The sequence below is a fragment of the Methylobacterium sp. E-005 genome (genome assembly GCF_022829725.1).
Classification (GTDB): Bacteria; Pseudomonadota; Alphaproteobacteria; order Rhizobiales; family Beijerinckiaceae; genus Methylobacterium.
This window is the reverse complement of sequence record NZ_JAKSYG010000256.1, coordinates 15,170-37,505: the sequence shown is the minus strand read 5'-3', so window position 1 is coordinate 37,505 and position 22,336 is coordinate 15,170. Positions and strand designations below refer to the sequence as shown.

At 67.6% G+C, this 22,336-nt stretch carries 18 protein-coding genes and 2 pseudogenes; 12 read left to right on the top strand and 8 right to left on the bottom strand.

Annotation, left to right across the window (positions count from 1 at the left end; translation table 11 throughout):
- Positions 1 to 179 precede the first annotated feature (179 nt).
- The 5 genes and pseudogenes from MKK88_RS31130 to MKK88_RS31110 form a co-directional block, all read right to left on the bottom strand.
- Positions 180 to 812, bottom strand: a pseudogene (locus MKK88_RS31130) (tyrosine-type recombinase/integrase); the annotation flags it as partial.
- Positions 813 to 1,166: 354 nt separating this feature from the next.
- The gene (locus MKK88_RS31125; protein WP_244007237.1) at positions 1,167 to 1,517 is read right to left on the bottom strand and encodes a hypothetical protein; all 351 of its coding nucleotides are present in this window, start codon (positions 1,515 to 1,517) and stop codon (positions 1,167 to 1,169) included.
- Positions 1,518 to 1,559: 42 nt separating this feature from the next.
- Positions 1,560 to 3,020 (bottom strand): methyl-accepting chemotaxis protein, encoded by a 1,461-nt coding sequence (locus MKK88_RS31120; RefSeq protein ID WP_244007235.1) that lies wholly within the window; start codon positions 3,018 to 3,020, stop codon positions 1,560 to 1,562.
- A 521-nt stretch (positions 3,021 to 3,541) separates the two neighbouring features.
- Positions 3,542 to 3,931: a DUF302 domain-containing protein gene (locus MKK88_RS31115; protein ID WP_244007233.1), complete on the bottom strand. Its 390-nt coding sequence runs from the start codon at positions 3,929 to 3,931 to the stop codon at positions 3,542 to 3,544.
- A gap of 181 nt (positions 3,932 to 4,112) precedes the next feature.
- Entirely contained in the window at positions 4,113 to 4,553 is a 441-nt protein-coding gene (locus MKK88_RS31110) for a hypothetical protein (RefSeq protein WP_244007231.1), read from the bottom strand.
- A 238-nt stretch (positions 4,554 to 4,791) separates the two neighbouring features.
- Here MKK88_RS31110 and MKK88_RS31105 point away from each other — a divergent pair.
- A pseudogene (locus tag MKK88_RS31105) lies at positions 4,792 to 5,736 on the top strand (LysR family transcriptional regulator).
- 206 nt (positions 5,737 to 5,942) lie between these two features.
- On the opposite strand, the gene MKK88_RS31100 reads toward MKK88_RS31105, so the two are convergent.
- Complete coding sequence (locus tag MKK88_RS31100; RefSeq protein WP_244007229.1) at positions 5,943 to 6,620, bottom strand: HD domain-containing protein; 678 nt, start codon at positions 6,618 to 6,620, stop codon at positions 5,943 to 5,945.
- 116 nt (positions 6,621 to 6,736) lie between these two features.
- Here MKK88_RS31100 and MKK88_RS31095 point away from each other — a divergent pair, with 116 nt between their 5' ends.
- From MKK88_RS31095 to MKK88_RS31065, 7 genes are all read left to right on the top strand, one after another.
- Complete coding sequence (locus MKK88_RS31095; RefSeq protein WP_244007227.1) at positions 6,737 to 7,714, top strand: GlxA family transcriptional regulator; 978 nt, start codon at positions 6,737 to 6,739, stop codon at positions 7,712 to 7,714.
- A 347-nt stretch (positions 7,715 to 8,061) separates the two neighbouring features.
- Positions 8,062 to 8,547 carry a winged helix-turn-helix transcriptional regulator gene (locus tag MKK88_RS31090; RefSeq protein ID WP_244007226.1) on the top strand — a complete coding sequence of 162 codons (486 nt, stop codon included), beginning with the start codon at positions 8,062 to 8,064 and terminating at the stop codon, positions 8,545 to 8,547.
- A 17-nt stretch (positions 8,548 to 8,564) separates the two neighbouring features.
- The gene (locus tag MKK88_RS31085; RefSeq protein ID WP_244007224.1) at positions 8,565 to 9,728 is read left to right on the top strand and encodes an HlyD family secretion protein; all 1,164 of its coding nucleotides are present in this window, start codon (positions 8,565 to 8,567) and stop codon (positions 9,726 to 9,728) included.
- A complete protein-coding gene (locus MKK88_RS31080; RefSeq protein ID WP_244007223.1) occupies positions 9,725 to 11,296 on the top strand; it encodes a DHA2 family efflux MFS transporter permease subunit in 1,572 nt (523 codons plus the stop codon). Before MKK88_RS31085 ends, MKK88_RS31080 begins: the two co-directional genes overlap by 4 nt.
- The gene (locus MKK88_RS31075; protein ID WP_244007221.1) at positions 11,286 to 11,849 is read left to right on the top strand and encodes a PaaI family thioesterase; all 564 of its coding nucleotides are present in this window, start codon (positions 11,286 to 11,288) and stop codon (positions 11,847 to 11,849) included. Before MKK88_RS31080 ends, MKK88_RS31075 begins: the two co-directional genes overlap by 11 nt.
- A 126-nt stretch (positions 11,850 to 11,975) precedes the next feature.
- The gene (locus MKK88_RS31070) at positions 11,976 to 13,313 is read left to right on the top strand and encodes an MATE family efflux transporter (RefSeq protein ID WP_244007219.1); all 1,338 of its coding nucleotides are present in this window, start codon (positions 11,976 to 11,978) and stop codon (positions 13,311 to 13,313) included.
- 176 nt (positions 13,314 to 13,489) lie between these two features.
- Positions 13,490 to 14,932, top strand: a complete 1,443-nt coding sequence (locus MKK88_RS31065; RefSeq protein WP_244007216.1) for an aldehyde dehydrogenase family protein — start codon at positions 13,490 to 13,492, stop codon at positions 14,930 to 14,932.
- Positions 14,933 to 15,157: 225 nt separating this feature from the next.
- Here the strand turns inward: MKK88_RS31065 and MKK88_RS31060 are convergent, their stop codons facing one another.
- Positions 15,158 to 15,877 carry an SDR family oxidoreductase gene (locus MKK88_RS31060; protein ID WP_244007215.1) on the bottom strand — a complete coding sequence of 240 codons (720 nt, stop codon included), beginning with the start codon at positions 15,875 to 15,877 and terminating at the stop codon, positions 15,158 to 15,160.
- 143 nt (positions 15,878 to 16,020) lie between these two features.
- On the opposite strand from MKK88_RS31060, the gene MKK88_RS31055 reads away from it, so the two are divergent.
- Entirely contained in the window at positions 16,021 to 16,620 is a 600-nt protein-coding gene (locus MKK88_RS31055) for a TetR/AcrR family transcriptional regulator (RefSeq protein WP_244007213.1), read from the top strand.
- Between the two features lie 118 nt (positions 16,621 to 16,738).
- On the top strand, positions 16,739 to 17,182 hold the full coding sequence (locus tag MKK88_RS31050; RefSeq protein WP_244007211.1) for a MarR family winged helix-turn-helix transcriptional regulator: 444 nt from the start codon (positions 16,739 to 16,741) through the stop codon (positions 17,180 to 17,182).
- 168 nt (positions 17,183 to 17,350) lie between these two features.
- Here the strand turns inward: MKK88_RS31050 and MKK88_RS31045 are convergent, their stop codons facing one another.
- Positions 17,351 to 17,851 carry a DUF302 domain-containing protein gene (locus MKK88_RS31045; protein WP_244007209.1) on the bottom strand — a complete coding sequence of 167 codons (501 nt, stop codon included), beginning with the start codon at positions 17,849 to 17,851 and terminating at the stop codon, positions 17,351 to 17,353.
- Between the two features lie 275 nt (positions 17,852 to 18,126).
- Between MKK88_RS31045 and MKK88_RS31040 the strand changes: the two genes are divergently transcribed.
- Together MKK88_RS31040 and MKK88_RS31035 are read left to right on the top strand one after the other, a co-directional pair.
- Positions 18,127 to 19,212: an efflux RND transporter periplasmic adaptor subunit gene (locus MKK88_RS31040; RefSeq protein ID WP_244007207.1), complete on the top strand. Its 1,086-nt coding sequence runs from the start codon at positions 18,127 to 18,129 to the stop codon at positions 19,210 to 19,212.
- Positions 19,209 to 22,316 carry an efflux RND transporter permease subunit gene (locus tag MKK88_RS31035; RefSeq protein ID WP_244007205.1) on the top strand — a complete coding sequence of 1,036 codons (3,108 nt, stop codon included), beginning with the start codon at positions 19,209 to 19,211 and terminating at the stop codon, positions 22,314 to 22,316. The genes MKK88_RS31040 and MKK88_RS31035 overlap by 4 nt, the downstream gene beginning before the upstream one ends.
- Positions 22,317 to 22,336: the final 20 nt, after the last annotated feature.

Below are 22,336 nucleotides of genomic sequence, written 5' to 3'. Positions count from 1 at the left end.
CTGCTCGCTGCGTGACATCTTCCGTAACCGGCCCTTATGCGAACGCGCCACCGCGCCCGTCACGGGGAACGTCCGCTATTGAGGAGCGTCCGCGGCTCAATTTATGACTGAGATGGGCGCATTGCTGCCGGACCGGTTCCGAAGCCCCTCGACACAAAAGCCGAGGGGCCGAACGCGCAAATCTCAGTTCCTTCGGCAAGGGTCAGAGCATCCTCGACGTCGACACCGAGGTACCTAACCGTGCTCTCGATCTTGGTATGGCCGAGCAGGATCTGGACAGCACGCAAATTGCCGGTCCGCATGTAGACCAAGGACGCCTTCGTGCGACCGAGGGAATGCGTCCCGTAGTCCTGGCTTCGCAACCCGATGCCCGTGACCCACTCGTCGACCAGCCGCGCATACTGTCGAGTGCTGATGTGCGTGATGCCGTCGAGCCTGCTCGGGAAGGCATCATCGTCGAGCGTCCCACTGCGGGCCTCCAGCCATGCCAAGATGCTGGTACGAGCGGGTTCGAGTCACTCAAACTGCACCGGCCGGCCGGTCTTGCGCTGGATGACGATGGCCCGGCTACGGATGCGCCCCCCCCCGCTGCCGAGATCACCGATCTTGAGCTTGACGATATCGCAACCGCGCAGCTTGCTGTCGATGGCAAGGTCGAACATCGCCCGGTCGCGTGTGCGCCGCTCGCGGTCGAGCCAAAACCGGATGGCCCAGACCTGCTGAGGCTTAAGAGCTCGCTTGGCCCCGAGCTTGCGGCCAGCGTTCCAGGCTGGCCGGCCCTTCGTGGCCGGATCGTGTGCTGAGTGTCCCATATCTATCTCCTCGCCGGCCCATGCCGACGTGGCGAGAAGACACGCAAACTGAGGCTCCGGAGATCAGGGCAGGCATTTGCTGACGTTCCACTGGCGACCCATCGCAGCCGTTCCAATCGCTATTGACGCTACTCGAAAGCGGTCGTTGCGGTCCGGTTGGCGATTTCGGCTCAGGGAGTTGCCCAGACCTCAGCGTCTACCCGAAATTGGACTTTCGAAAAGCGATCAGCTTTGCGCGTGATCGCTAAAGCCTAACGCGGCACAGCCGGGCGGCGCGGACCGCCGCAGGGAATTGGCCGGCATTGACCTGTGGCGAAGACAAGTGTGGCTGCGTCCGGGCCAGCGCATGGCTGCTCAGACACGCGGCTTCGGAGATCTGGTCGCATCGAGCGGATCGGTCCGCGGCAACGCCGTAGCTATGCGCGAGAATGTGCGGCACTGGTTCGCGATACGCTTCAGCGCGGCAATCGCCGCCGTCATGGGCAATCCCAGCTTGCTTTCCGGGCCGATCAGATTGGTCATATCGGCGATCTTTGCCTTTAGTCGGTCGCTCAGCTCGTCCAGAGCATGAGCGGAGGCGCGGATATGGAAGACGCGCGATCCGAGATCGTCTCCGGCCTCGAACGACCTTGCCAGCTCCTGGGTCGAGCGCCGGAGCCCGTTGCCGCTGAGGCCGACGAGCGGAAGATGGTGGATGTCGGCCATTGCTGCCGCCGGTGGTGCGCCGAGGTGATGCGTCGACGGAGGTCACCCCGCCCTGAGAAACTTCTCCATGCTGGCGCCGAGCCCGGCTGAATGCGCCGCCAGCTTGTCGGAGATCTGCCGGACCATCTCGGCGAACTGTCCGGTCTCGCCGGCTGCCGCAGAGACACCGGTGATGTTGGATGACATCTCCTGGGTCGAGGCCGCCTGTTCCTCGACGGCACTCGCCATGGCCAGCGTAAGCTTCGAGAGTTCGGCGACCTCATCGGTGATCATCCGGATCGCCGTCACGGCCTCGCCGGTGGCGTCCTGAATGGCCCTGACCTTGCCAGTGATCTCGCCAGTCGCCTTTGCAGTCTGCCCAGCCAGTTCCTTCACCTCGGTGGCGACCACGGCGAAGCCGCGGCCCGCTGCGCCGGCACGCGCCGCCTCGATGGTGGCGTTGAGCGCGAGCAGATTGGTCTGGTCAGCTATAGACTTGATCATGCCCACCACCGTATCGACCTCGCTGGCGTTGGCGGCGAGATTGCGCACGGTCGCGTCCGTCGCCGTCGCCTGATTGGCGATCTGCTGGGTGCGTTCGGAGACGCGCCCGACCTGGCCTGAGATCTCGTGGATCGAACTCGTCATCTCCTCGGAGCCGGCCGCCACCGAGTTCGCCCGCTCGCTCGCCGAGTCTGCCGAGCGGTTCAGACCTTGCGCAGAGTCCTTCATCTCGCCGATGGCGGTGCCCAGCGCATCGACGACGCCAGCGACTTCCTCGGCCATGGCGAGCTGTGCCGTGATGATCGACCACGTTAGCATCGGCCCGACATAGGCGCCGTCCGCGTCGGTTATGGCCGAGACTTGTAGGTCCAGCGTCTCGGGACCGACCCTGATCTTGGTCCGATGCGGTAGCCGACTGGCATCGGCCAGCATGTTGCGCTGATGATGCGGGTTTTTGTGGAAGACGTCGAACGACCGACCCATCATCTCGGAGGCCTTGATGGGTAGGTACTTCTCGATCGACTCCAGGGTCTTGCGCGAGGTGTTGTTGAGGTAGTTGATCTTGAAGTCGTTCTTCGGATCGGCGGTCATGACAGCGACCGGCATCTCATCGATCATCCGCAGCAGGCGGCCAGTTTCATTTTTCTTGGCCGTGATGTCGCTGGCGAACTTGACGACCTTGAACGGCTTGCCGTCGGGGCCGAGGATCGGGTTGTAGGTCGCCTCAAGCCAGACCTTCGCGCCCGATCGCGCCCTCCTGAGGAACTCACCGGACACGAACTCGCCAGCCCGCAGCTTTGCCCAGAACTCGGCATAATCCCAGCTGTTGGCGGCATCGTCACCGACGAAGATGCGGTGATGCTGCCCCTGCAGGGACGCCAGATCGTAGCCGACGACGGCCAGGAAATTCGAGTTAGCGCGCAGGATGGTTCCATCCATGCTGAACTCAATGATGGCCAACGAGCGCGTGAGAGCGTCGAGCGTAGCCTGAGTCGCACTGAAGGTGGGCTTGCGAAACATGGGACAACTTTCGGTAGACGCAACATCGTCCCACGAAGCTTCTAACCCACCGTTCACAAGGCGCAGCATTACACTGGAATTGTGCAATCTTCGACGTCATTTTCGACAAATCCAGCGCGGCCAACAAGCATCCCAAGCTGAAAATGGCACAAAACATGCCACTTGAGCATCGCACAAATGTCGTGAATACGATCTAGTTGCGCGCTTGGCTAGAGTTCCATCAAAGCTATGAGCAACATTCCAAATCTGTTCGTATGGCGCCGTTTGCGTCTTCCAGCTCTCGCTCCAGAGCAGACGGTCTCAGAACTACCCTGAGCGGCTATTCTGGAGGCGATCCCAAGCGGTCACCAGCGGATGAGGTGAGCGTCTCCCAAACCAGACATTCGCCCCGCCGCGGATGACCATGGCCTTCGCCGGCGCAGATCACGGCCACATCGTGAAGACCGTCCGTCCGGCTCCGCAACCAAAGGCGGCAACGTGGCAAAGCTTGATCCGATTCGCGACGCTTGCGGGACTTGACGTCATTCGGCGACCGCGGCGAGGACGCTCCGAAGCAGGCCATCCAGTTTACGGGCGACGGCGTCGACCGGCGGATTACTGTATTGACCGAAGGTGCTGGCCGGGCGGTCATACCCGAAGGCGACACCACCCGCGGCGTCCTCGCGCAAGAGCACCCGGATCGGCGCGTATAAGGCGGCCGAAACGTTGTGCCGGGTCATCGATGCCGCCGTCAGCGGGTTGCCGATGTCATACTGGATGGCCTTGCGGCTCAACCCGGCGGTGAGCAGCACGTCGCCGTGGTCCCTGGATCCGAAGATCGAGAGCGGCGCCTGCCGTTCGAGGAGACCGCGCGCCTCGTCCACGTCACCGGCCTTCAGGAGCTTGGCGTCATCGAGGTCGATGGCGGGCACCGAAGCCTCCAAAGCGGATTGGACCGCTTCAAGGGACTTGGTCGAGGAAAGGGTCACATGCTCGACCGTGACCGTGGTCGAAGTGAGCTGACTGGTCATGATTTCATCTTCGAATTTCGAAGAGTGGGCGGCCTGCGGCGCAGTCTGCGATTGCCAGTCCTCGGCCTTTCCGGCTGTCCGCTCAGTTCATGGGCTCAAGCGACCCGAGCTTGACCGTGCCCGTGTTGGCCTCGACCGTGACAGGCACGTCGGGCAGCCACCGGACGACGCCCGCGGTCGCGAAGCCTCCCTGCTTGAGGACCTGCGCGGCATCCGTCGCCACGTTCCGGTTCCGGTAGGCGACGGTGATGGTGCCGGGCGCCTTGAAGGGCTCGACGGAGGCGATGGCCGGCCGCGCCTCCTGCCAGCGCGTGAGGGCCGGCACGAGGAGACCGCCCTGCGCACGCACGTCGGCCGCGCTCAGCGCGAGACCCGGCGTGTGGTAGGCGGCGCCGATGACAGCGGGGACGGAGAAGGCGCCGTGCGCGGCAGTGCCAAGGGTCGCCTCCGACCCTGCGGCCGGCAGGAGGGCCACAACGGTCATCGTCAGGGCGGCGGTGACGGTGATGGTACGGTGGGTCATCGTTCGATCCTCTCGGTGTGACGGGAACCCGTCGTTCGATGAGGGGAAGATGCAGCCCACAGTCGTATTCATCAAACAGATGCAATCGATAGCCAACATCCACGCCGTGAATGATGGTATGGTGACTTCAGCCCTGTCGTCATCTCATTCCGTCAGGGACGCCACACGGTTCCGCTTGCCGGACCCTCCATCGTCGGGCCGTCGGGGATCTGGTCGGGAATGACGCGCGGGCCGAGCCATGACGATCAAGCACCGTGACCTCGCCGGCATCGACCTGAACCTCATCGTGGCGCTGGATGCGCTCCTGAGCGAGAGCAGCGTCACGCGCGCCGCCGTGAAGGTCGGCATCACGCAATCCGCCATGAGCAGCAGCCTGGCACGCCTGCGCAAGCTCCTCGGCGATGACCTCCTGACCCGCACGCCGGACGGCATGCGCCCGACTCCGCGCTCGCTCGCCCTCGTCGAGCCGGTCCGAGCCGCCCTGCGCCAGTTCCAGGGCGTCGTCCTCCGGGAGGACGATTTCGACCCCGCGACGGTGGAGCGGTCCTTCACGCTCGCCATCCCCGGCAGCGTCGAGGTGCGTCTCATCCCGCGCCTGCTCGCATTCCTCGCGCACGAGGCGCCCGGCGCCTGCATCTGGTCAGCCTCGATTACGGGAGCGTGTTGGCGAACCTCGACGCCGACAGGATCGACGTGGCCGTCGGCATGATCTCCGAGGGCCAAGTCCACCACAAGGTCCGGCCGCTTTATCGCTTCGGCTTCCTGAGCCTGTTCAATCCTCGCTTGCTCGGCGTGAGTGGTCCGCTGTCGCTCGACGACTTCGTCCGGTTCCCGCACATCCTGACATACCTGACCGGCGTCGGCCCGGGGGTGGTCGACACGGCGCTCGCCAAGGTGGGCCGGACGCGGAGGCTGGCGGCGACGACGCCGCGCTTCGCCACCGTGCCGTTCCACGTCCAAGCCGCGCCCCTGATCGCCACGATGGCCGACGAACTGGCCACGACCTTCGCGGCCCAGCTCGGCTTGGCGACGAGCCCCGTGCCGGTGCCGACCGAGGACGATCGTCATCTCGATGCTGTGGCACGCTTCCTATGACCGTGATCCCGCCCATCGTTGGCTGCGGGAGGTCATGGTTCACTTGGGGCGGGAGGCGGGGAGCGCACACGGGGAAGAAGCGGTCTGATCCGTTCCCTCGCGCTGACTTCACCCGGGAGCCCGCGCGAACGCGTCGGCAGGTCCGACGATGTCCGGCGGCTGCGATTTCAGGGGGGGGCGACAACCCCGACCGTGGCGGTCCTGGCGTCCGTCGTCATCCCCACCCGGGCAGGCCATCCACGGGTTCGACCGGTCGACGGGGCGGCCACCATCCCGGGGGCCGGCCGGCGACGCTCAGTCATGGTGGCCGCAGCCACATCCCGGTGCATGCGTCCCGCCGGGCCAGCGCGAGGCGCGGATCACGCTGCAGAAGTTGCCCTTGCGGAAGCCCGGCTCCTTGTCGGCGATCACGTTGGCCTTGACGTTGCCGAAGGTGGTGCTCGGCTTGTGCTTGATGCCGTCGTAGAAGGCCTGGATGATGTCCTCCTTGAAGTCCGGGGTGCGGGGAAAGGCTGACACGACCGCCTCGCGCTCGGCGTCCGTGTACTCGCCGTACGTCAGGCCGAGCACGTCCATCTCGACGCCGGCCGTCACGAGCGCCACCACCGGGTGCATGTGGACGGGAATGCCGGGCGTGGTGTGCAGCGCGATGGCGGTCCAGACCGTGTAGACGTCCGCCTCGGGCACGCCGTGCGTCTTGAGAAAGTCGCGGGCCGCGTTGGCGCCGTCCACCTCGAACCGCTCCTCCGCGCTGCCGTGACCGGGCATCAGGCCGACGTCGTGGAACATGGCGCCGGCGTAGAGGAGCTCCCGATCGAAGTTCAGGCCGCGGTGGGCGCCCGCGAGGGCGCCGAACTGGTAGACCCGGCTCGAATGATTGAAGAGCAGCTCGGTCTCGGTGTCACGGACGAACTCCGTGACCGCACGGGCGAGCTTGCTGTCGGGGATGGCGACGTCCTGGTCGATGCTCATGGAAGGGCTCCTTTGCTTTACCTGTCCTCCGGAGCTAGGAGACACGGTGCTTGGCATCAATCGACGTAGTCCGACGATTTCTGCCAACATGCGTGCATCGTCGGACACCGGTTCTCATGACGTCCCGAACAGTCGCCCTCCTTGCCCTGCCGGACGTTCAGCTCCTCGATGTCGCCGGCCCGCTCGACGTCTTCGCCGAGGCCAATATCCAGTGCGGCCGGGAGGTCTATGCCCTCGCCGTGGTCGGGTCGGCACCGGGCCCGATCACCACCTCCTCGGGACGGCGCCTCCTACCGGACCTCATCGCCCCAACCGAGGCGAGCTCGTCTTTCGACACGCTCCTCGTGGCCGGCGCCCCCCGGATGCATGAGGCGGCGGTCGCCCCCGAGCTGCTCGCGTGGCTCCGGGACGCGGCGGGGCGATGCCGGCGCTATGGCTCGGTCTGCAGCGGAGCGTTCCTGCTCGGGCAAGCCGGCCTTCTCGACGGCCGGCGGGTGACAACGCACTGGGCGGTCGCGGAGAGGCTGGCCGCACGCTTCCCGGCGGCGCGAGTCGAGGTGGACGCTATCTGCCTGTTCGACGGCCCGCTTCGGACGGCGGCCGGCGTCACGGCCGGGCTCGATCTCGCCCTGGCGCTCGTGGAGGAGGACCTCGGGGCCGAGATCGCCCGGCGGGTGGCGGCGCAGCTCGTCATGTTCTTCAAGCGCGGCGGCGGCCAGATGCAGTTCAGCCGTCGCGGCGTGAGCGCGTCGTCTGGCCGCTCGGCGTTGCAGGAAGCCCAACGCTGGGTGGCCGCGCATCCCGCTGAGGATCATGGTGTCGAGCGGCTGGCCAGCCGGACCGGCATGAGCCCCCGTCACTTCGCGCGCGTGTTCCGTGCCGAGACCGGCATGACTCCGGCGGCTTACGTCGAGACCGTGCGGATTGAGGCGGTGCGCCGCCTCCTGGAAACGGGCGACGTTGCTTTGAAGCAGGTCGCGGGCGCCTGTGGCTTCCGGGACGTCGACACGCTCAGGCGCGCCTTCATGCGGCGGGTCGGTACGACGCCCGCCGAGTATAGGCGCCTACATGCGGCGCCCGGGAGCCGGCTCTAGGCGCGCAGCCATTCCAATCGCTGACAGACCACCGAAAGAGCTGCCAAAGAGAACCCTTGGATTGAACGACGGAGCTCGCTGCAGGTCAGGAGGGATCGAGCAGCCTTTCGCGCGCACTACCAAAGCCTTCCTACGATTGATCGTGCAGGCGAAGAACGGATCACTCGCGCGCTTCGACGTCTGCGCCGCCACCGTCCGGCAGCGATGCGGAACAGGATGGTCCCGATCGTCGCTCGGTTCCACGCCAGAGAGCGGCGGCGCGCATTCGGATGACAATGAACCAGGGCGTCCCGTCCTCTAACCTTTAGTAACTTGCATAATGAAAGTGACTCGGCCATGTTGGGCCGATGCAACGCACGCCCTTCGATCAGATGCCCTGTCCCGTCGCCCGATCCCTGGACCGGGTCGGCGAGTGGTGGAGCATTCTCATCCTCCGGGACGCCTTCTACGGGCTGACCCGGTTCGACCAATTCGCGCAGAGCCTCGGGATCGCGCCGAACATGCTGACCCGCCGGCTCAAGGCCCTGTGCGAAGCGGGTCTTTTGGAGCGGCGGCCCTATCAGGAGCGGCCGGCCCGGTACGAATACGTCCTGACCGAGAAGGGCCGCGATTTCCGGCCGGTGCTCTGGACCCTGTTCGCCTGGGGCAACCGCCACCTCGCCCCCGAAGGCGAGAGCGTGATCCTGACCGATCCGGCCACCGGCCTGCCCGTCGATCCCGTCGTGGTGGACCGGCGGACCGGCCGCCCCCTCGAAGAGGGTGTGCGCGTGGCGGCGGGCCCGGCCGCCAGCGACAGGCTGCGGCGTCGTTTCGAGCCCAACACCACGATCTGACAGCGGGAGCTACGGGGATGGGCGACGCCGCGACAGCCGATGCGTTCGTGAAGGGCGATGGCCAGGAGAAACTCGTGGCACCGAGGCGCCTGTCCCGCAAGCGGGCAGCGTTCTGCGGGATCGCGCTTCTGGCCCTGGCCGGGGGTGGATTCTACGGCCGTTTCTGGTGGGAAACCGGCCGATTCATCGAAAGCACCGACGACGCCTATGTCGGCGGCGACGTGACGGTGATCGCCTCCCGTGTCCCGGGCCTCGTGGCCGAGGTGCTGGTGAGGGACAACCAGCGCGTCACCGCCGGAGACCTTCTCATCCGCCTCGACGACAGGGATTACCGCGCGGCCCTGGCGAAGGCGGAGGCGTCGGTGGCGGGTCAGGACGCCACGCTCCTCAACCTCGCCGCCACAAGGCGTCTGCAGGAGGCGGTCATCGCGCAGAACCGTGCCGAACTCGCGGGGGCAGAGGCCGAGGCGGCTCGCACCCGCTTCGACGTCGACCGCTATCGCGAGCTTTCGGCCAAGAGCTACGCATCCGAGCAGCGCTTCCAGCAGGCGGATGCCGACGACAAGAAGGCTATTTCCGCCGTCGCCAAGGCTCGGGCCAGCCTCGATGCCGCCGAGCGACGGATCGCCGTCATCGACACGCAGAGCCGGCAGGCCGACGCAGCCCGGGCGCAGGCCGTGGCCGAGCGCGACGCCGCCCGGCTGAACCTCGGCTACACCGAGATCCGCGCGCCGACCGATGGCGTGGTGGGCAACCGCAGCGCCCGAGCGGGCTCTTACGCCACGACCGGCGCCGGGCTCATCGCCCTCGTGCCGGCGGATGGCCTCTGGGTCGACGCGAACTTCAAGGAGAGCCAGCTCGCGCATATGCGTCCCGGCCAGACCGTCGGCATCGTGGCGGACGTGCTACCGGACGAAACCTTCACCGGCCATGTCGAAAGCCTCGCCCCGGCGACCGGCGCGCAGTTCAGCGTCCTGCCGCCCGAGAACGCCACAGGCAACTTCACCAAGATCGTCCAGCGGGTGCCGGTGCGTATCCGCCTCGACGGCGATGGGGGACGCCTCGGCCGCCTGCGCCCCGGCCTGTCGGTGACCGCCTCGGTCGACCGCCGGGGCGGATCACCCCGGTCCGGCACCCCCGACGCGGCTGCTGCGGTCGTGGTCGGGGCACTCGGCCGGTGAGCATCGCCGGCCGCACGGAGCTGAGCGAGGGTCGAAAGGTCTTTGCCTTCGCGGTGATGTGCGTCGGCTTCTTCATCGCCCTCTTGGACATCCAGATCGTCTCGGCCTCCCTGAAGGAGATCGGTGGCGGGCTCTCGGCGAGCCCGGACGAGGTCGCCTGGGTGCAGACGAGCTACCTGATCGCCGAGATTATCGTGATCCCGCTTTCGGGCTTCCTCGCCCGGGTGATGTCGACCCGCTGGCTGTTCTGCGTCTCGGCCGCGGGCTTCACCGCCACCAGCCTGCTCTGCGGCTGGGCCTGGGACATCGAGAGCATGATCGCCTTCCGGGCGCTCCAGGGCTTCCTCGGCGGCTCGATGATCCCGACCGTGTTCACCACGGCCTTCGCGTTCTTCCCCGGCAAGAAGATGGTGGTGGCCGCCGCGACCATCGGGGCGCTCTCCTCGCTGGCCCCGACCCTGGGGCCGACGGTGGGCGGCTGGATCACCGACAATTACTCCTGGCATTGGCTGTTCTTCGTGAACCTCGTGCCGGGGATCTTCGTCGCCGTCGTCGTGCCGCTGATGGTGCAGGTGGACGAGCCCGAACCAGCCCTCATCAAGACCGCCGACTGGCTCGGCATCGTCCTGATGGCGCTCTTCCTCGGCTGCCTCGAATACACCCTGGAGGAAGGCCCCCGCTGGAACTGGACCGAGGACGCCACGGTCCGCACGACGGCGTGGGTCTCGGGGCTTGCCGGCATCGGCTTCCTCTGGCGGAGCCTGACCTACGCCCACCCGATCGTCGACCTGACGGCCCTGAGGAGCCGCAACTTCGCCCTGGGCTGCTTGTTCTCCTTCGTCACCGGCATCGGCATCTTCGCCACGATCTACCTGACGCCGCTGTTCCTCGGTCGGGTGCGCGGCTTCTCGGCCCTGCAGATCGGGCTCGCGGTGTTCTCGACCGGCGTGTTCCAGGTGATGGCGATCCCGGTCTACGCGATCCTCGCCCGACGCGTGGACCTGCGCTGGCTGATGATGTTCGGGCTCGGCCTGTTCGGGGTGAGCATGTGGTCGTTCACGCCGATCACCCATGAATGGGGCTGGCGCGAGTTGCTCTGGCCGCAGGCGATGCGGGGCTTCGCGCAGCAATTTGCCGTGGCGCCGACGGTCACGCTGACCCTGGGTGGCCTCGCCCCGGCGAAGCTGAAGCTCGCCTCCGGCCTGTTCAACCTGATGCGCAACCTCGGCGGCGCCATCGGCATCGCGGCCTGCGCGACGATCCTCAACGACCGCACCAACCTGCGCTTCCTGCGCCTCGCCGAGCACCTCAACCCGACGAACCCGGCGATGCTCACGAGCCTGCACGGCATGGAGGCGCGGATGGCGAACGGCTTCGCCGGGGACCCGGCCCACGGGCACGCCGCAGCCCTGCGCCAGCTGTGGTCGCTGACGTACCGCGAGGCTCAGACGATGACCTATGCCGATGCCTTCGTGGTCATCACCGGCTGCTTCGCCCTCGCCACCGCCCTGGTGCCGCTGATGCGCAGGGTCGGACCGCCGAAAGGACCCGTCGTCGATGCCCACTGATGCCGCGCTCGATACCGCATCGTCCCGCCGCCGCGTCTTGGAATGGTCCGACCGTGCCCTCGTGGCGAAGGCAGGCCAGGGCCTCGATGGCCTTGCCTTCCTGCGGGCGATGATGGCGGGGGAGGTTCCGCCTCCGCCGCTGATCGCCCTGCTCGGCATCGATCTCGTCTCGGCCGAGCCCGGCCGGGTGACGATGCGGAGGGGGCCGGGCGCGTACCTCTGCAACCCGCTGGGCTCCGTCCACGGCGGCGCGCTCGCGTCGCTCCCCGACAGCGTGATGGGTTGCGCCGTGCATGCGACGCTGCCCCTGGGCCGGGGCGACACCACGCTGGAGATCACGGTGAACGACCTGCGCGCGGTCACGGCCGCGTCCGGGTCGCTCACAGCGGTGGGAGAGATCGTCCATGCCGAACGCCGGCAGGCGGTGGCCGAGGCTCGGCTCTCCGACGGGGCAGGACGACCCTGCGCCACGGCAAGCACCACCTGCCTGCTGATCGACCTGCAGCCACCGGCGCCCGATCCGGTCGTGGCGGCCTGGACCCGAGTCTCGTGAGGGCCGCTCGTACCGCCCGGCCGCCGGTATCGGCGCGCGATCTCGACCCGCCCGGCCTCGGGAGCGGGGCCCCCCCCACGGGATGCCCGCACGGAGCGCCTGCTGAGGGGCTCGGTCCTCGGGACCTTGCTGCGCCTCGCGGGGCCCAACGTCCTGATGACCACCGCCCAGGCCTCGACGGGCCTGATCGAGACCTACTTCATCGCCCGCCTCGGCACCGATGCCCTGGCCGGCATGGCCCTCGTCTTCCCGATGCTGATGCTGATCCAGATGGTCTCGGCCGGCGCGGTCGGCGGGGGCATGCTCTCGGCCGTCTCGCGGGCGCTTGGCGGCGGTCGGCTGGCGGAGGCGAACGGTCTGGTCTGGCACGCGGTCGCCATCGCGGTCGGGCTCGGTGCGCTCACCACCGTCGCGGCCCTGCTCGCCGGCCCGCACCTCTATGCCGCCATGGGGGGAAGCGGGGCCTCGCTGACGGCCGCGCTCACTTATTCGGATGTGGTCTTCGCCGGCGCCGTGCTGCTCTGGCTGTTCAACGCGCTGGCCGCCGTGATCCGGGGCACCGGCAACATGCTGCTCCCGGCCGGGGTGATGTGCGGGGGCACGCTCGCCCTCATCCCGCTCTCACCCGCGCTGATCTTCGGCATCGGGCCTCTGCCGCAACTCGGGGTAGTCGGCGGCGCGGTCGCGGTGCTCGCCTACTACGTGGCCGGGATCGTCGTCTTCGCCGGTTACCTCTGGTCCGGCCGCGGGGTCCTGCATCCTCCGGTCCGGCCGCCGGCCCTGTCGCGGACCGCGCTGGCGTCGATCCTCCGGATCGGTGCCGTCTCGGCCGTCGTCAGCGCCACCACGAACGTGACCATCGCCACGGCGACCGGCCTCGTGGGCGTGGCCGGGCCGGCGGCGGTGGCGGGGTACGGCACGGGGGCGCGGCTCGTATACCTCCTTGTGCCCATGGTGTTCGGCTTTGGGGCGCCGCTTGCCGCGATGGTCGGAACCGCGGTGGGCGCCGGGGATACGGCCCGCGCCAGGCAGGTGGCCTGGATGGGGGCGGTGATCGCCGGCCTCCTTGCAGAATGTATCGGGCTCGCCGCCGCACTCCGACCCGAGGTCTGGCTGCACCTGTTCGACCAGGATAGCGGCATGCTCGCCGTCGGCGCGCTCTATCTTCGGCTCGTCGGGCCCTTCTACGGCCTCTTCGGCGTCGGGCTCGCCCTCTACTTCGCCGCGCAGGGGGCGGGACAGGTGGGGTGGCCGCTGGTTGCAGGATTGCTCCGCGTCACCGTCGCGCTCGGCGGGGGACTCCTGGCCTTGCATCTCGGCTACGGGTTGGAGGGCCTGTTCCTCGCTCTCGGCGCTGGCCTTGCCACCCTGGCTTTCATCAATGCCGGCGCCCTGGCGTCCGGGGCGTGGCTCGGACGATCTCGGACGTCGACCGCTCTGCCACCGACGCCGCGCAGGGCATGACGGGCCGCCGGTCATGCCGGTTCGTCAACCGGCGGACCTACTCCTTCCGACCCCTGCCAGGCGAAGCAGGGGCTTAGCCTAAATCCCGAAGGCCCCCATTCCCTATGCCCACTTCCAAGTTGAACGCCCTCGCGTGCCTCGTGTCGGGAACCCCCGTGCCTTTCGGGGGTGACCGCATGACTGTGATCACGCCGGAACTCACGGAGGCCTTCCAACCTGGCGACCACCTGCTGGTCCTGCAGGAGACCGGAGACCTGCTCCACATCCCCGCGGCCCAGATCGCCATGGCGGCCGCCGCGGTGGACCGGGCCCATGCAGCCTTCCTGGAGATGTCGGCGATACCGGATCGGGGCATCGGGCGGTTCTTCGACCGTTTCGCTGCGCTCCTCGAAGACCCTTCGGCCTGGAGTGCCATTGCTGAGGCGAACCGGCAGGATGTCGAGCGCGCCCAGGGCGGTGGCCGTTCGACGACCCGCCTCGTCGCCACCGACCGGATGCGGCAGGACATGATCGCGGGCCTGCGGGCGTGGCGCGACAGCGAGACGCCGCGCGATCGAGTCGTCGAACGCATCGTCCATGCGGGCTGGACGGTCGAGCAGGTGGCGGCACCGCTCGGCGTGGTCGGCTTCGTCTTCGAGGGGCGTCCCAACGTCCTCGCCGATGCCGCCGGTGTCCTGCGCAGCGGCAACACGGCCGTCTTCCGCATCGGCAGTGACGCGCTCGGCACCGCACAGGCCATCATGCGGCACGCCCTCATGCCCGCGCTGAGGGAGACCGGCCTCCCGCCTGGAGCCATCTCGCTCGTCGAGAGCCCGGAACGGTCGACCGGCTGGGCACTCTTCGCGGACCGTCGGCTCTCGCTGGCGGTGGCACGCGGGTCGGGTCGTGCGGTGGCCCAGCTCGGGAGCGTCGCCCGACAAGCCGGCACGGCGGTCAGCCTGCATGGAACCGGCGGTGCGTGGATGGTGGCCGACCGCGATGCGGATGTGGCGCGCTTCTCCGCAGCCGTCGAAGCTTCCTTGGACCGGAAGGTCTGCAACACGCTGAACGTGTGCTGCATCCATCGCGCCCGGGTGACGGATCTGGTGCCGATTTTCCTGGCAGCCCTGGAATCCGCCGGCCGCGTGCGCGGCTCCGGATGCAAGCTTCACGTGGTCGTTGGCGACGAGACTGCTCTACCGGAGGCTTGGCGCACCGCTACCGTCCGGGTCCGGCGCGCCGGGGGTGAGCAGACCGAACCGCTGACGGAGATCCAATCGGAGGGTGATCTCGGCCACGAATGGGAATGGGAGGACACGCCCGAGGTCAGCCTGAAGATCGTGGACGATCTCGATCACGCGGTGACCCTGTTCAATCGCCACAGCCCGCGTTTCGCCGCATCGCTGATCAGCCGGGATCCGGAGGCGCATCGCCGCTTCTACGACACGGTGAACGCGCCCTTTGTCGGCGATGGGTTCACCCGGTGGGTCGACGGGCAATATGCCCTGAACCAGCCCGAGCTCGGGCTGTCCAACTGGCAGGGCGGCCGTCTCCTCGCCCGGAGCGCCATCCTGTCCGGGGGCGGTGTCTTCACGGTGCGCAGCCGCGTCACGCAGGACGACCCACTGTTGCGGCGATGAAGGACCGGAATGCCGCGAGGTCGGCTAGGCGACCGGCCACGGAGATCTCGACGGCCGGCAGCATCCTGGACAGGCGGCCACCGCCGGCGCGAGACCTCGGCGTGCGGCACTCTTTCCCAGGCACGCCAACGCTGCGGCTGGCGGAGCGAGGGCGGCGACTGTCGCCACCCCCGCCTCGACGGGTCGGGCCCGAAGGCCCCGGAAAGCCAGATCGACGGAGGTCCGTCAGCCGCCGGCCTGCAGCGCGGCTTCGAGTTGCGGCCCGGTCTGGGACCAAAGCTGGCCGATCTGCTGCGCGGTGGGGTCCGGGAAGATCGAGGTCTGACCATCGGCGAGGCCCCGGACGATGTTGGCGGCCGCATGTTCGGGCGACGCCTTCTCCATCGGCATGTCCTTGGCCAAGTCCGTGTCGATGGGACCGGGATAGATCCCGACGACGGTGACCCCGGACTTCGCCAAGGTGCCGCGTAGTCCTTGCGTCAACGACTGCAGGGCGGCCTTTGAGGCCGAGTAGCCGGCCAGGAGCGGTACGGGCGCAAGGCCGACGACGCTGACGACGTTGGCAACCGTCCCCGATCCACGGCCGGTGAGATGCGGCAGGAAGGCCCGGATCACCCGCAACGTGCCGTAGTAGTTGACGTTCATGTCGGCCTCGACCGCGTCCTGGCTCGTGGCGATCGAGTCGCCGAACGCCATGGTGCCGGCGTTGTTGACGAGGATGTCGAGATCCGCGGCGGTTCCGGCGGCCGCCGCGACGGATGCGTCGCTGGTTACGTCGAGCTGCAGCGGGACGACACGGCGGTCGCCGAAGTCGGGCAAGGACGCCACGCTGCGCGCGGCGGCGTAGACCTTCGCCACATCCGCCTTGAGGAATTCGCGCACGACGGCCGCACCGATGCCGCGGTTGGCGCCGGTGACCAGAACCACCTTGTTCTGCAGGGACATGATCTCTCCTCCAATAGGCGTCGCACGCCGGACCCGTCCCGCGGCGAAGTAAACCGATCTGTTTACATGCTTGGCACGTAAACAGATCGGTTTACCCGGTCAAGGCCATTCGGTATGGTGCGGAAGGATGGAAGGGGGGCCCGATGGCCGGCGACGTGCGGGGCGAGGACAAGAAGCGGGAGATCGTGCGGCAGGCTTTCGACCGCTTCTACGACGGCGGTTTCCATGCGACCGGCGTCGATGCCGTCCTCTCGGAGAGCGGCATCTCGAAGCGTACGCTGTACAAGTATTTCCCGACCAAGGACGACCTCATCGAGGCAGTCCTGGAGTTCTATGGTCAGTTCATCGTCGGGAAGCTCTTTGATCCCGTGGCGGCTTCGAACGAGGAACCGCGCCAGCAGATCATGGCCATCTTCGATGCCCGCAAGGCGATGATCGACGAGAACCCGACGCGAGGCTGCCTGGGCATCAAGGCGGCCCAGGAGTTCGTCGGCAAGCACGCCGGCTTGGCCGCGCACGGGAAGCATGCGGCGCTTTACGTCGAGCGACGCTTCGTCGACCTCTGCGAGCGGGCCGGGCTCGCGAGGCCGGCCGAGGTGGGCAAGCAGATCAACGTGCTGTTCCAGGGAGCCCTGCTGCTCTCGCAGGTCTACGGCGACGGTTCACCGTTCGTGTCCGCCAAGCATGCGGTCGCCGCGCTCCTGGAGGCCGACGACGAACCTACTCCCTCGGATCGTCAGTGAGGCCACGGCTCTCCGCTCGAACATTGCCGACCTTGATTCCGTCGTTGCGAACAGGGGCAAATGCCGCCATCTCGATGCAGGCAATGGGCCGTGGACGCCAAGGGAGCGAGAGGCACATATGGACGACGTGCCACCGGAGGCCTGCAGTTGCTCCGCCGTGAGGCAGGCCGCCAGGCACCTGACGCGTCTCTACGACGGCGTGCTGGCTCCCACGGGCCTCGGCCTCAACCAGTATTCCATACTGACCAAGGTCGACCGCCACGGCGAGCCGTCGGTCCAGCAGCTCGCCGCGCTTCTGGTCATGGATCGCTCGACCCTCGGCCATCTCCTGCGACCACTGGACCGGCGCGGACTTCTGACCGTCCGGCCATCGACGAGGGATGGCCGAAGACGGGTTGTGGCGCTTACGCCGGAGGGAAGCGCGCTCCTCGCATTGGCCAAGCCACTCTGGAAGTCCGCGGAGGAAGGCTTCCAGGCTAGCTTCGGGCAGGATGAGGCAGCCGGTCTCAAAAACCTGATGCGCCAGGTTACCACGACCGATCTTCCGGGTCCGGCGCGCTAGGCGTGTCGGTTCCGGACGATGGGTAGGGCCGGTTCGTCTCAGGCGTTTCCGAACCTGTTCTGGTCGGCGCGGCCCGCCTGGGCGAGCCGGCCCCCAATGTACCCGCCGGTCGATCCGGCCCCCACGACGAGCAGGCGCATGGTGTTCTCCTATTGAGCGAGGGCGAGTTCACGCCGTAGTGCCGGTCACCTGTTCCGCGAGGGCGGCAAGCTTGGCATCGAGGCCTCGGGCCGCGGCGAGGCATGCTTTATCGGCGATGTTGCCCATCAGCGTGGAGGGCACGTTGTAGGCGAGACGCGTCGTTCCCGAAGCCTCGTCACGGTAGAGGAAGAGCCGAACGGGCACGTTGAGGCCGGCCCGGATATCGTGGCGCAGCATCGTGATGGCGATGAGCGGGTTGCCAAGGGTGTACATCATCGCCTTGGCGTCTTGCCCATAGACATTGAGCCAGTCGCCGTGGTCGAGCGTGAGGAAGCGGGTGAAGCCGCTCGGTCCAAGATGCTTCTCGACCTGGCTCCGGAACTCCCCCTCGTCTCGCGCACCACCTGGGAGAGCCGGCCAGCCGACCTCCTCGATTGACCCTACGGCGTGTTCGAAGGCGGCGACGACCTTCTCGAACGACTGCGTGGTGACGTGCTCCACGTGTTGGACCCGCAGTTCCTGGATCATCTTCGTTCGTCCCTGATCACGCGTCCGGGCAGGTACTCGCCGAGTCAGTATGTGCAATTGCCCTTATTCGACAAGCCGACGTCGAGCGGTTCGAATTAGTCAGTCACTTCACTCCGTGCAGGAGGTCTGTCCGACCGGCCAGCCGGTGACATTGTGCGCTCCAGCACGCCAGCCAAGTCGACGGACAGGGACGGCATTGACGTCCGTTTCGCCTCCAAATAGATGTCGATCATAATGATTGATGCGGTCGGAAATGGCCGCAGAGGAGCGGTGCGATGGACCCCAGGGCTTTCCTTGTTCTGACCCCGCTGGCTTTGGCAGCCTGCTCGCCGGCCGAGACCGCAGTGCCTCAGGAGCCGCCGCTGGTGCAGACGGTCGCGGTCGCCCCGTCGGCGGCTGGCATCGCGCGCTACACCGGCGTCATCCGGGCCCGGACCGAGAGCAACCTCGGCTTCCGGGTCGGCGGCAAGATCTACGAGCGCCTCGTCGATCCGGGGGACCACGTCCGCCTCGGTCAGCCGCTGATGCGCCTCGACCGGACGGACTTCACCCTGGCGCTCAACGCGGCGCGGGCGTCGGTCGAGGCGGCCCGGGCACAGATGATCAAGGCCAAGGCTGACGATGAGCGCAGCCGCAAGCTCGTCGGGGACGGCTGGACCTCGAAGCAGACCTACGACCAGAACAAGGCCGCGGCGGATGCGGCCATCGCCCAGTTCGCCAACGCCGAGGCGCAGGCGAGCCAGGTCGCCAACCAAGCCGGCTATTCCGAACTCCAGGCCGATGCCGACGGCGTCGTGATGGAGGTCCCGACCGAGCCGGGCCAGGTCGTTGCCGCCGGCCAGACCGTGGTCAAGCTCGCCCGTGATGGCGCTCGCGAGGCGGAGGTGTTCCTGCCGGAGGGAAGCCGGCAGCTCGCGAAGGGCTCGGCATCTGCGACCCTCTACGCCGAGGGCGAGACCACCTATCCGGCCAAGCTCCGGGAACTTTCCGCCACCGCCGATCCGGCCACACGGACCTATCGCGCCCGCTACATCCTCTCTGGCGGAGGCGAGACCGCGCCGCTCGGCGCGACCGTGACGCTCCGGCTCAAGCCGCTGGATGCACAGCGCACGGCATCGGTCGACGTACCCCTCGGGGCCCTCATCGACATCGGGCAGGGCTCGGCGGTCTGGAAGTTCAACGCCGACACCAAGACGGTCACCGCCCAGGCAGTCTCCGTCGCCCGCATGTCCGAGGAAAGCGCACAGGTCGTATCGGGCCTCAGCCCGGGCGACCGCATCGTGTCGCTCGGCGCCCACCTCCTGAAGGCCGGCCAAGCGGTCCGGCAGGCCCCCGCGAGCCTGACGGGAGTCACCCAATGACCGGCTTCAATCTCTCCGCCCTGGCGGTCCGCGAGCGCGCCGTCACGCTCTTCCTGATCATCGCGGTGACCGCCGCGGGATTCTTTGCCTTCCAGAAGCTCGGGCGCGCCGAGGATCCGGCCTTCACCGTCAAGACGATGTCGGTCTCGGCGGCGTGGCCGGGGGCGACCACCTCGGAGATCCAGCGGCAGGTCTCCGATCCGCTGGAGAAGCGCCTGCAGGAGCTCGTCTACTACGACCGGGTCGAGACCACGGTCCGCCCCGGCCTCATGCTGATGAAGGTCTACTTCAAGGACAGCATGCCCCCGGCCAAACTGCAGGAGCAGTTCTACCAAGCCCGCAAGAAGCTCTCCGACCAGGCCTCATCCCTCCCGCGCGGCGTGCTCGGGCCCCTGTTCAACGACGAGTTCTCCGACGTTTACTTCGCCCTCTACGCGCTCCAGGCGCAGGGGCTGCCGCACCGGCATCTCGTCCTGCGCGCCGAGGACCTGCGCCAGCGCTTGCTCCGGGTGCCGGGCGTGGAGAAGATCAACATCCTCGGCGAGCAGGCGCAGAAGATCTTCGTCGAGATCTCGTATCAGCGCCTTGCGACGCTCGGCATCACTGGCCAGCAGCTGCTCGCGGCGCTGGCCAACCAGAACGACGTGACGCCGGCCGGCTTCGTCGAGACCGCCGGCCCGCGCGTTTACCTCCGACTCGACGGCGCCATCGACGGCCTCGACACGATCCGCAACCTGCCGGTGGCGGTCGGCGACCGCAGCCTCAAGCTCGGCGACATCGCCGAGGTGAAGCGCGGCTACGAGGACCCGAAGGTCTTCGCGATCCGCAACAACGGCGAGCCGGCCCTGATGCTCGGTCTCGTGATGAAGCCGGGCTTCAACGGCCTGGCGCTCGGCGAGGCACTCAACGCCGAGGAGGTGGCCATCCACCACGAGCTCCCGACCGGCATCACGTTCGCGAAGATTACCGATCAGGCGAAGGTCATCGACGACGCCATCCACGAGTTCATGGTGAAGTTCTTCACCGCGCTCTCGGTGGTCATCGTGGTCAGCCTCGTGGCGCTGGGCTTCCGGGTCGGCATCGTCGTCGCGCTCGCGGTCCCGATCACGCTCGCCGCCGTGTTCGTGGTGATGATGCTCACCGGCCGCGACTTCGACCGCATCACTCTCGGAGCCCTGATCATCTCGCTCGGCCTGCTCGTGGACGATGCGATCATCGCCATCGAGATGATGGTGGTGCGCATGGAGGAGGGCTACGACCGCGTCGAGGCCGCAACCCATGCCTGGAGCGCCACCGCCGCGCCGATGCTGACCGGCACGCTCGTCACCATCGCGGGCTTCCTGCCGGTCGGCTTCGCCGCGTCCACGGCGGGCGAGTACGCCGGCAACATCTTCTGGGTGGTCGGCTTCTCGCTGATCATCTCGTGGATCGTAGCCGTGACCTTCACGCCTTACCTTGGCGTCAAGCTTCTGCCCAACATCAAGAAGGTGGAGGGCGGTCACGAGGCGATCTACGCCACGAAGAACTACGAGCGCCTGCGCCGCGTAGTCCGGGCTTCCGTCGACCACAAGTGGCTGGCGGCCGGAATCACGGTCGGGCTGTTCGCGGCGGCCGTCGTCGGCATGGGCAAGGTCGAGAAGCAGTTCTTCCCGAACTCGGAGCGCCCCGAACTCATCGTCGAGGTGACGCTGCCCACCGGCTCCGCCTTCGCCACCACCGAGGCGAGCGTGAAGAAGGTCGAGGCGGCCGTCCGTGGGCTCCCCGAGGCGCGCGAGATCACGAGCTACATCGGCCAGGGCATGCCGCGCTTCGTGCTTTCGTTCGATCCCGAGCTGCCCGATCCCGCCTTCGCGCAGATCGTTGTCCAGACCTCCGATGCGGTCTCCCGCGACACGCTCCGCATCAAGCTGCGCAAGCTCGTGAGCGACGGGCTCTTCCCCGAGGCCCGCGTGCGCGTGCTGCAGATCGTGTTCGGTCCGCCGATCCGCTTCCCCGTCGCCTTCCGCGTGATGGGACCCGATCCCGACGTCATCCGCGGCATCGCTGATCAAGTCCGCGACGTCATGATGGCCAACCCCAACATGCGCCTCGTCCACCTCGACTGGGGCGACAAGACCCCGAGCCAGCACCTCGTCCTCGACCAGGAGCGCCTGCGCCTGATCGGCCTGACGCCCAAGGAGGCCGGCCAGCAGTTGCAGAGCTACCTCAACGGCACGCCCGCGACCCAGGTCCGCGAGAACCTGCGCTCGGTGGATGTACTCCTGCGCAGCCCCGGCCCGGAGCGGCGCTCGCTCGGCGACATCGGCGACTTAACGCTTACCACCCATGACGGGCGCCAAGTGCCGGTCTCCCAGGTCGCGCACCTAGAGAGCCGCAACGAGGACGCGGTGCTCAAGCGCTACAACCGCGAGACCTACATCCGCGTGCAGGGCGATGTGCTCGACGGGAAACAGCCGCCGGACATCCACGCGCAGATCTTTCCCGAGCTCGACACGATCAAGGCGAAGCTGCCGACCGGCTACCGCATCGACACGGCCGGCGCGGTTGAGGAGAGCGCCAAGGCGATGAACGCGCTCGTGGCGGTCTTCCCGCTGATGCTGATCGTGACGCTGACGGTCATCATGCTGCAGGTGCGCTCGTTCACCACGATGTTCATGGTGTTCGCCACCGCGCCGCTCGGGCTCGTCGGTGCCGTCCCGACGCTGCTCGCCTTCCACCAGCCGTTCGGCTTCAACGCGATCCTCGGGTTGATCGCCCTGTCGGGCATCCTGATGCGCAACACCCTGATCCTGGTGGACCAGATCCACCACGACCGCGCGGCGGGCCTGTCGGACTACGAGGCCATCGTGGAGTCGACCGTGCGCCGGGCCCGGCCGGTCATCCTGACGGCGGCGGCGGCGATGCTGGCCTTCATCCCGCTGACCCATTCGGTGTTCTGGGGTGCGTTAGCCTACGTCCTCATCGGCGGCGTCGGCGTGGGCACGCTCCTGACGCTGCTGTTCCTGCCCGCCCTCTACGCCCTCTGGTTCCGGGTCAGGCGGGCGCCCGCCGAAACAGGCGTCGCCTCCGAATCCGCTCAGATGCGTGTTCAGGCGCCGCGTTGATCCAGGGACACGGACCGATG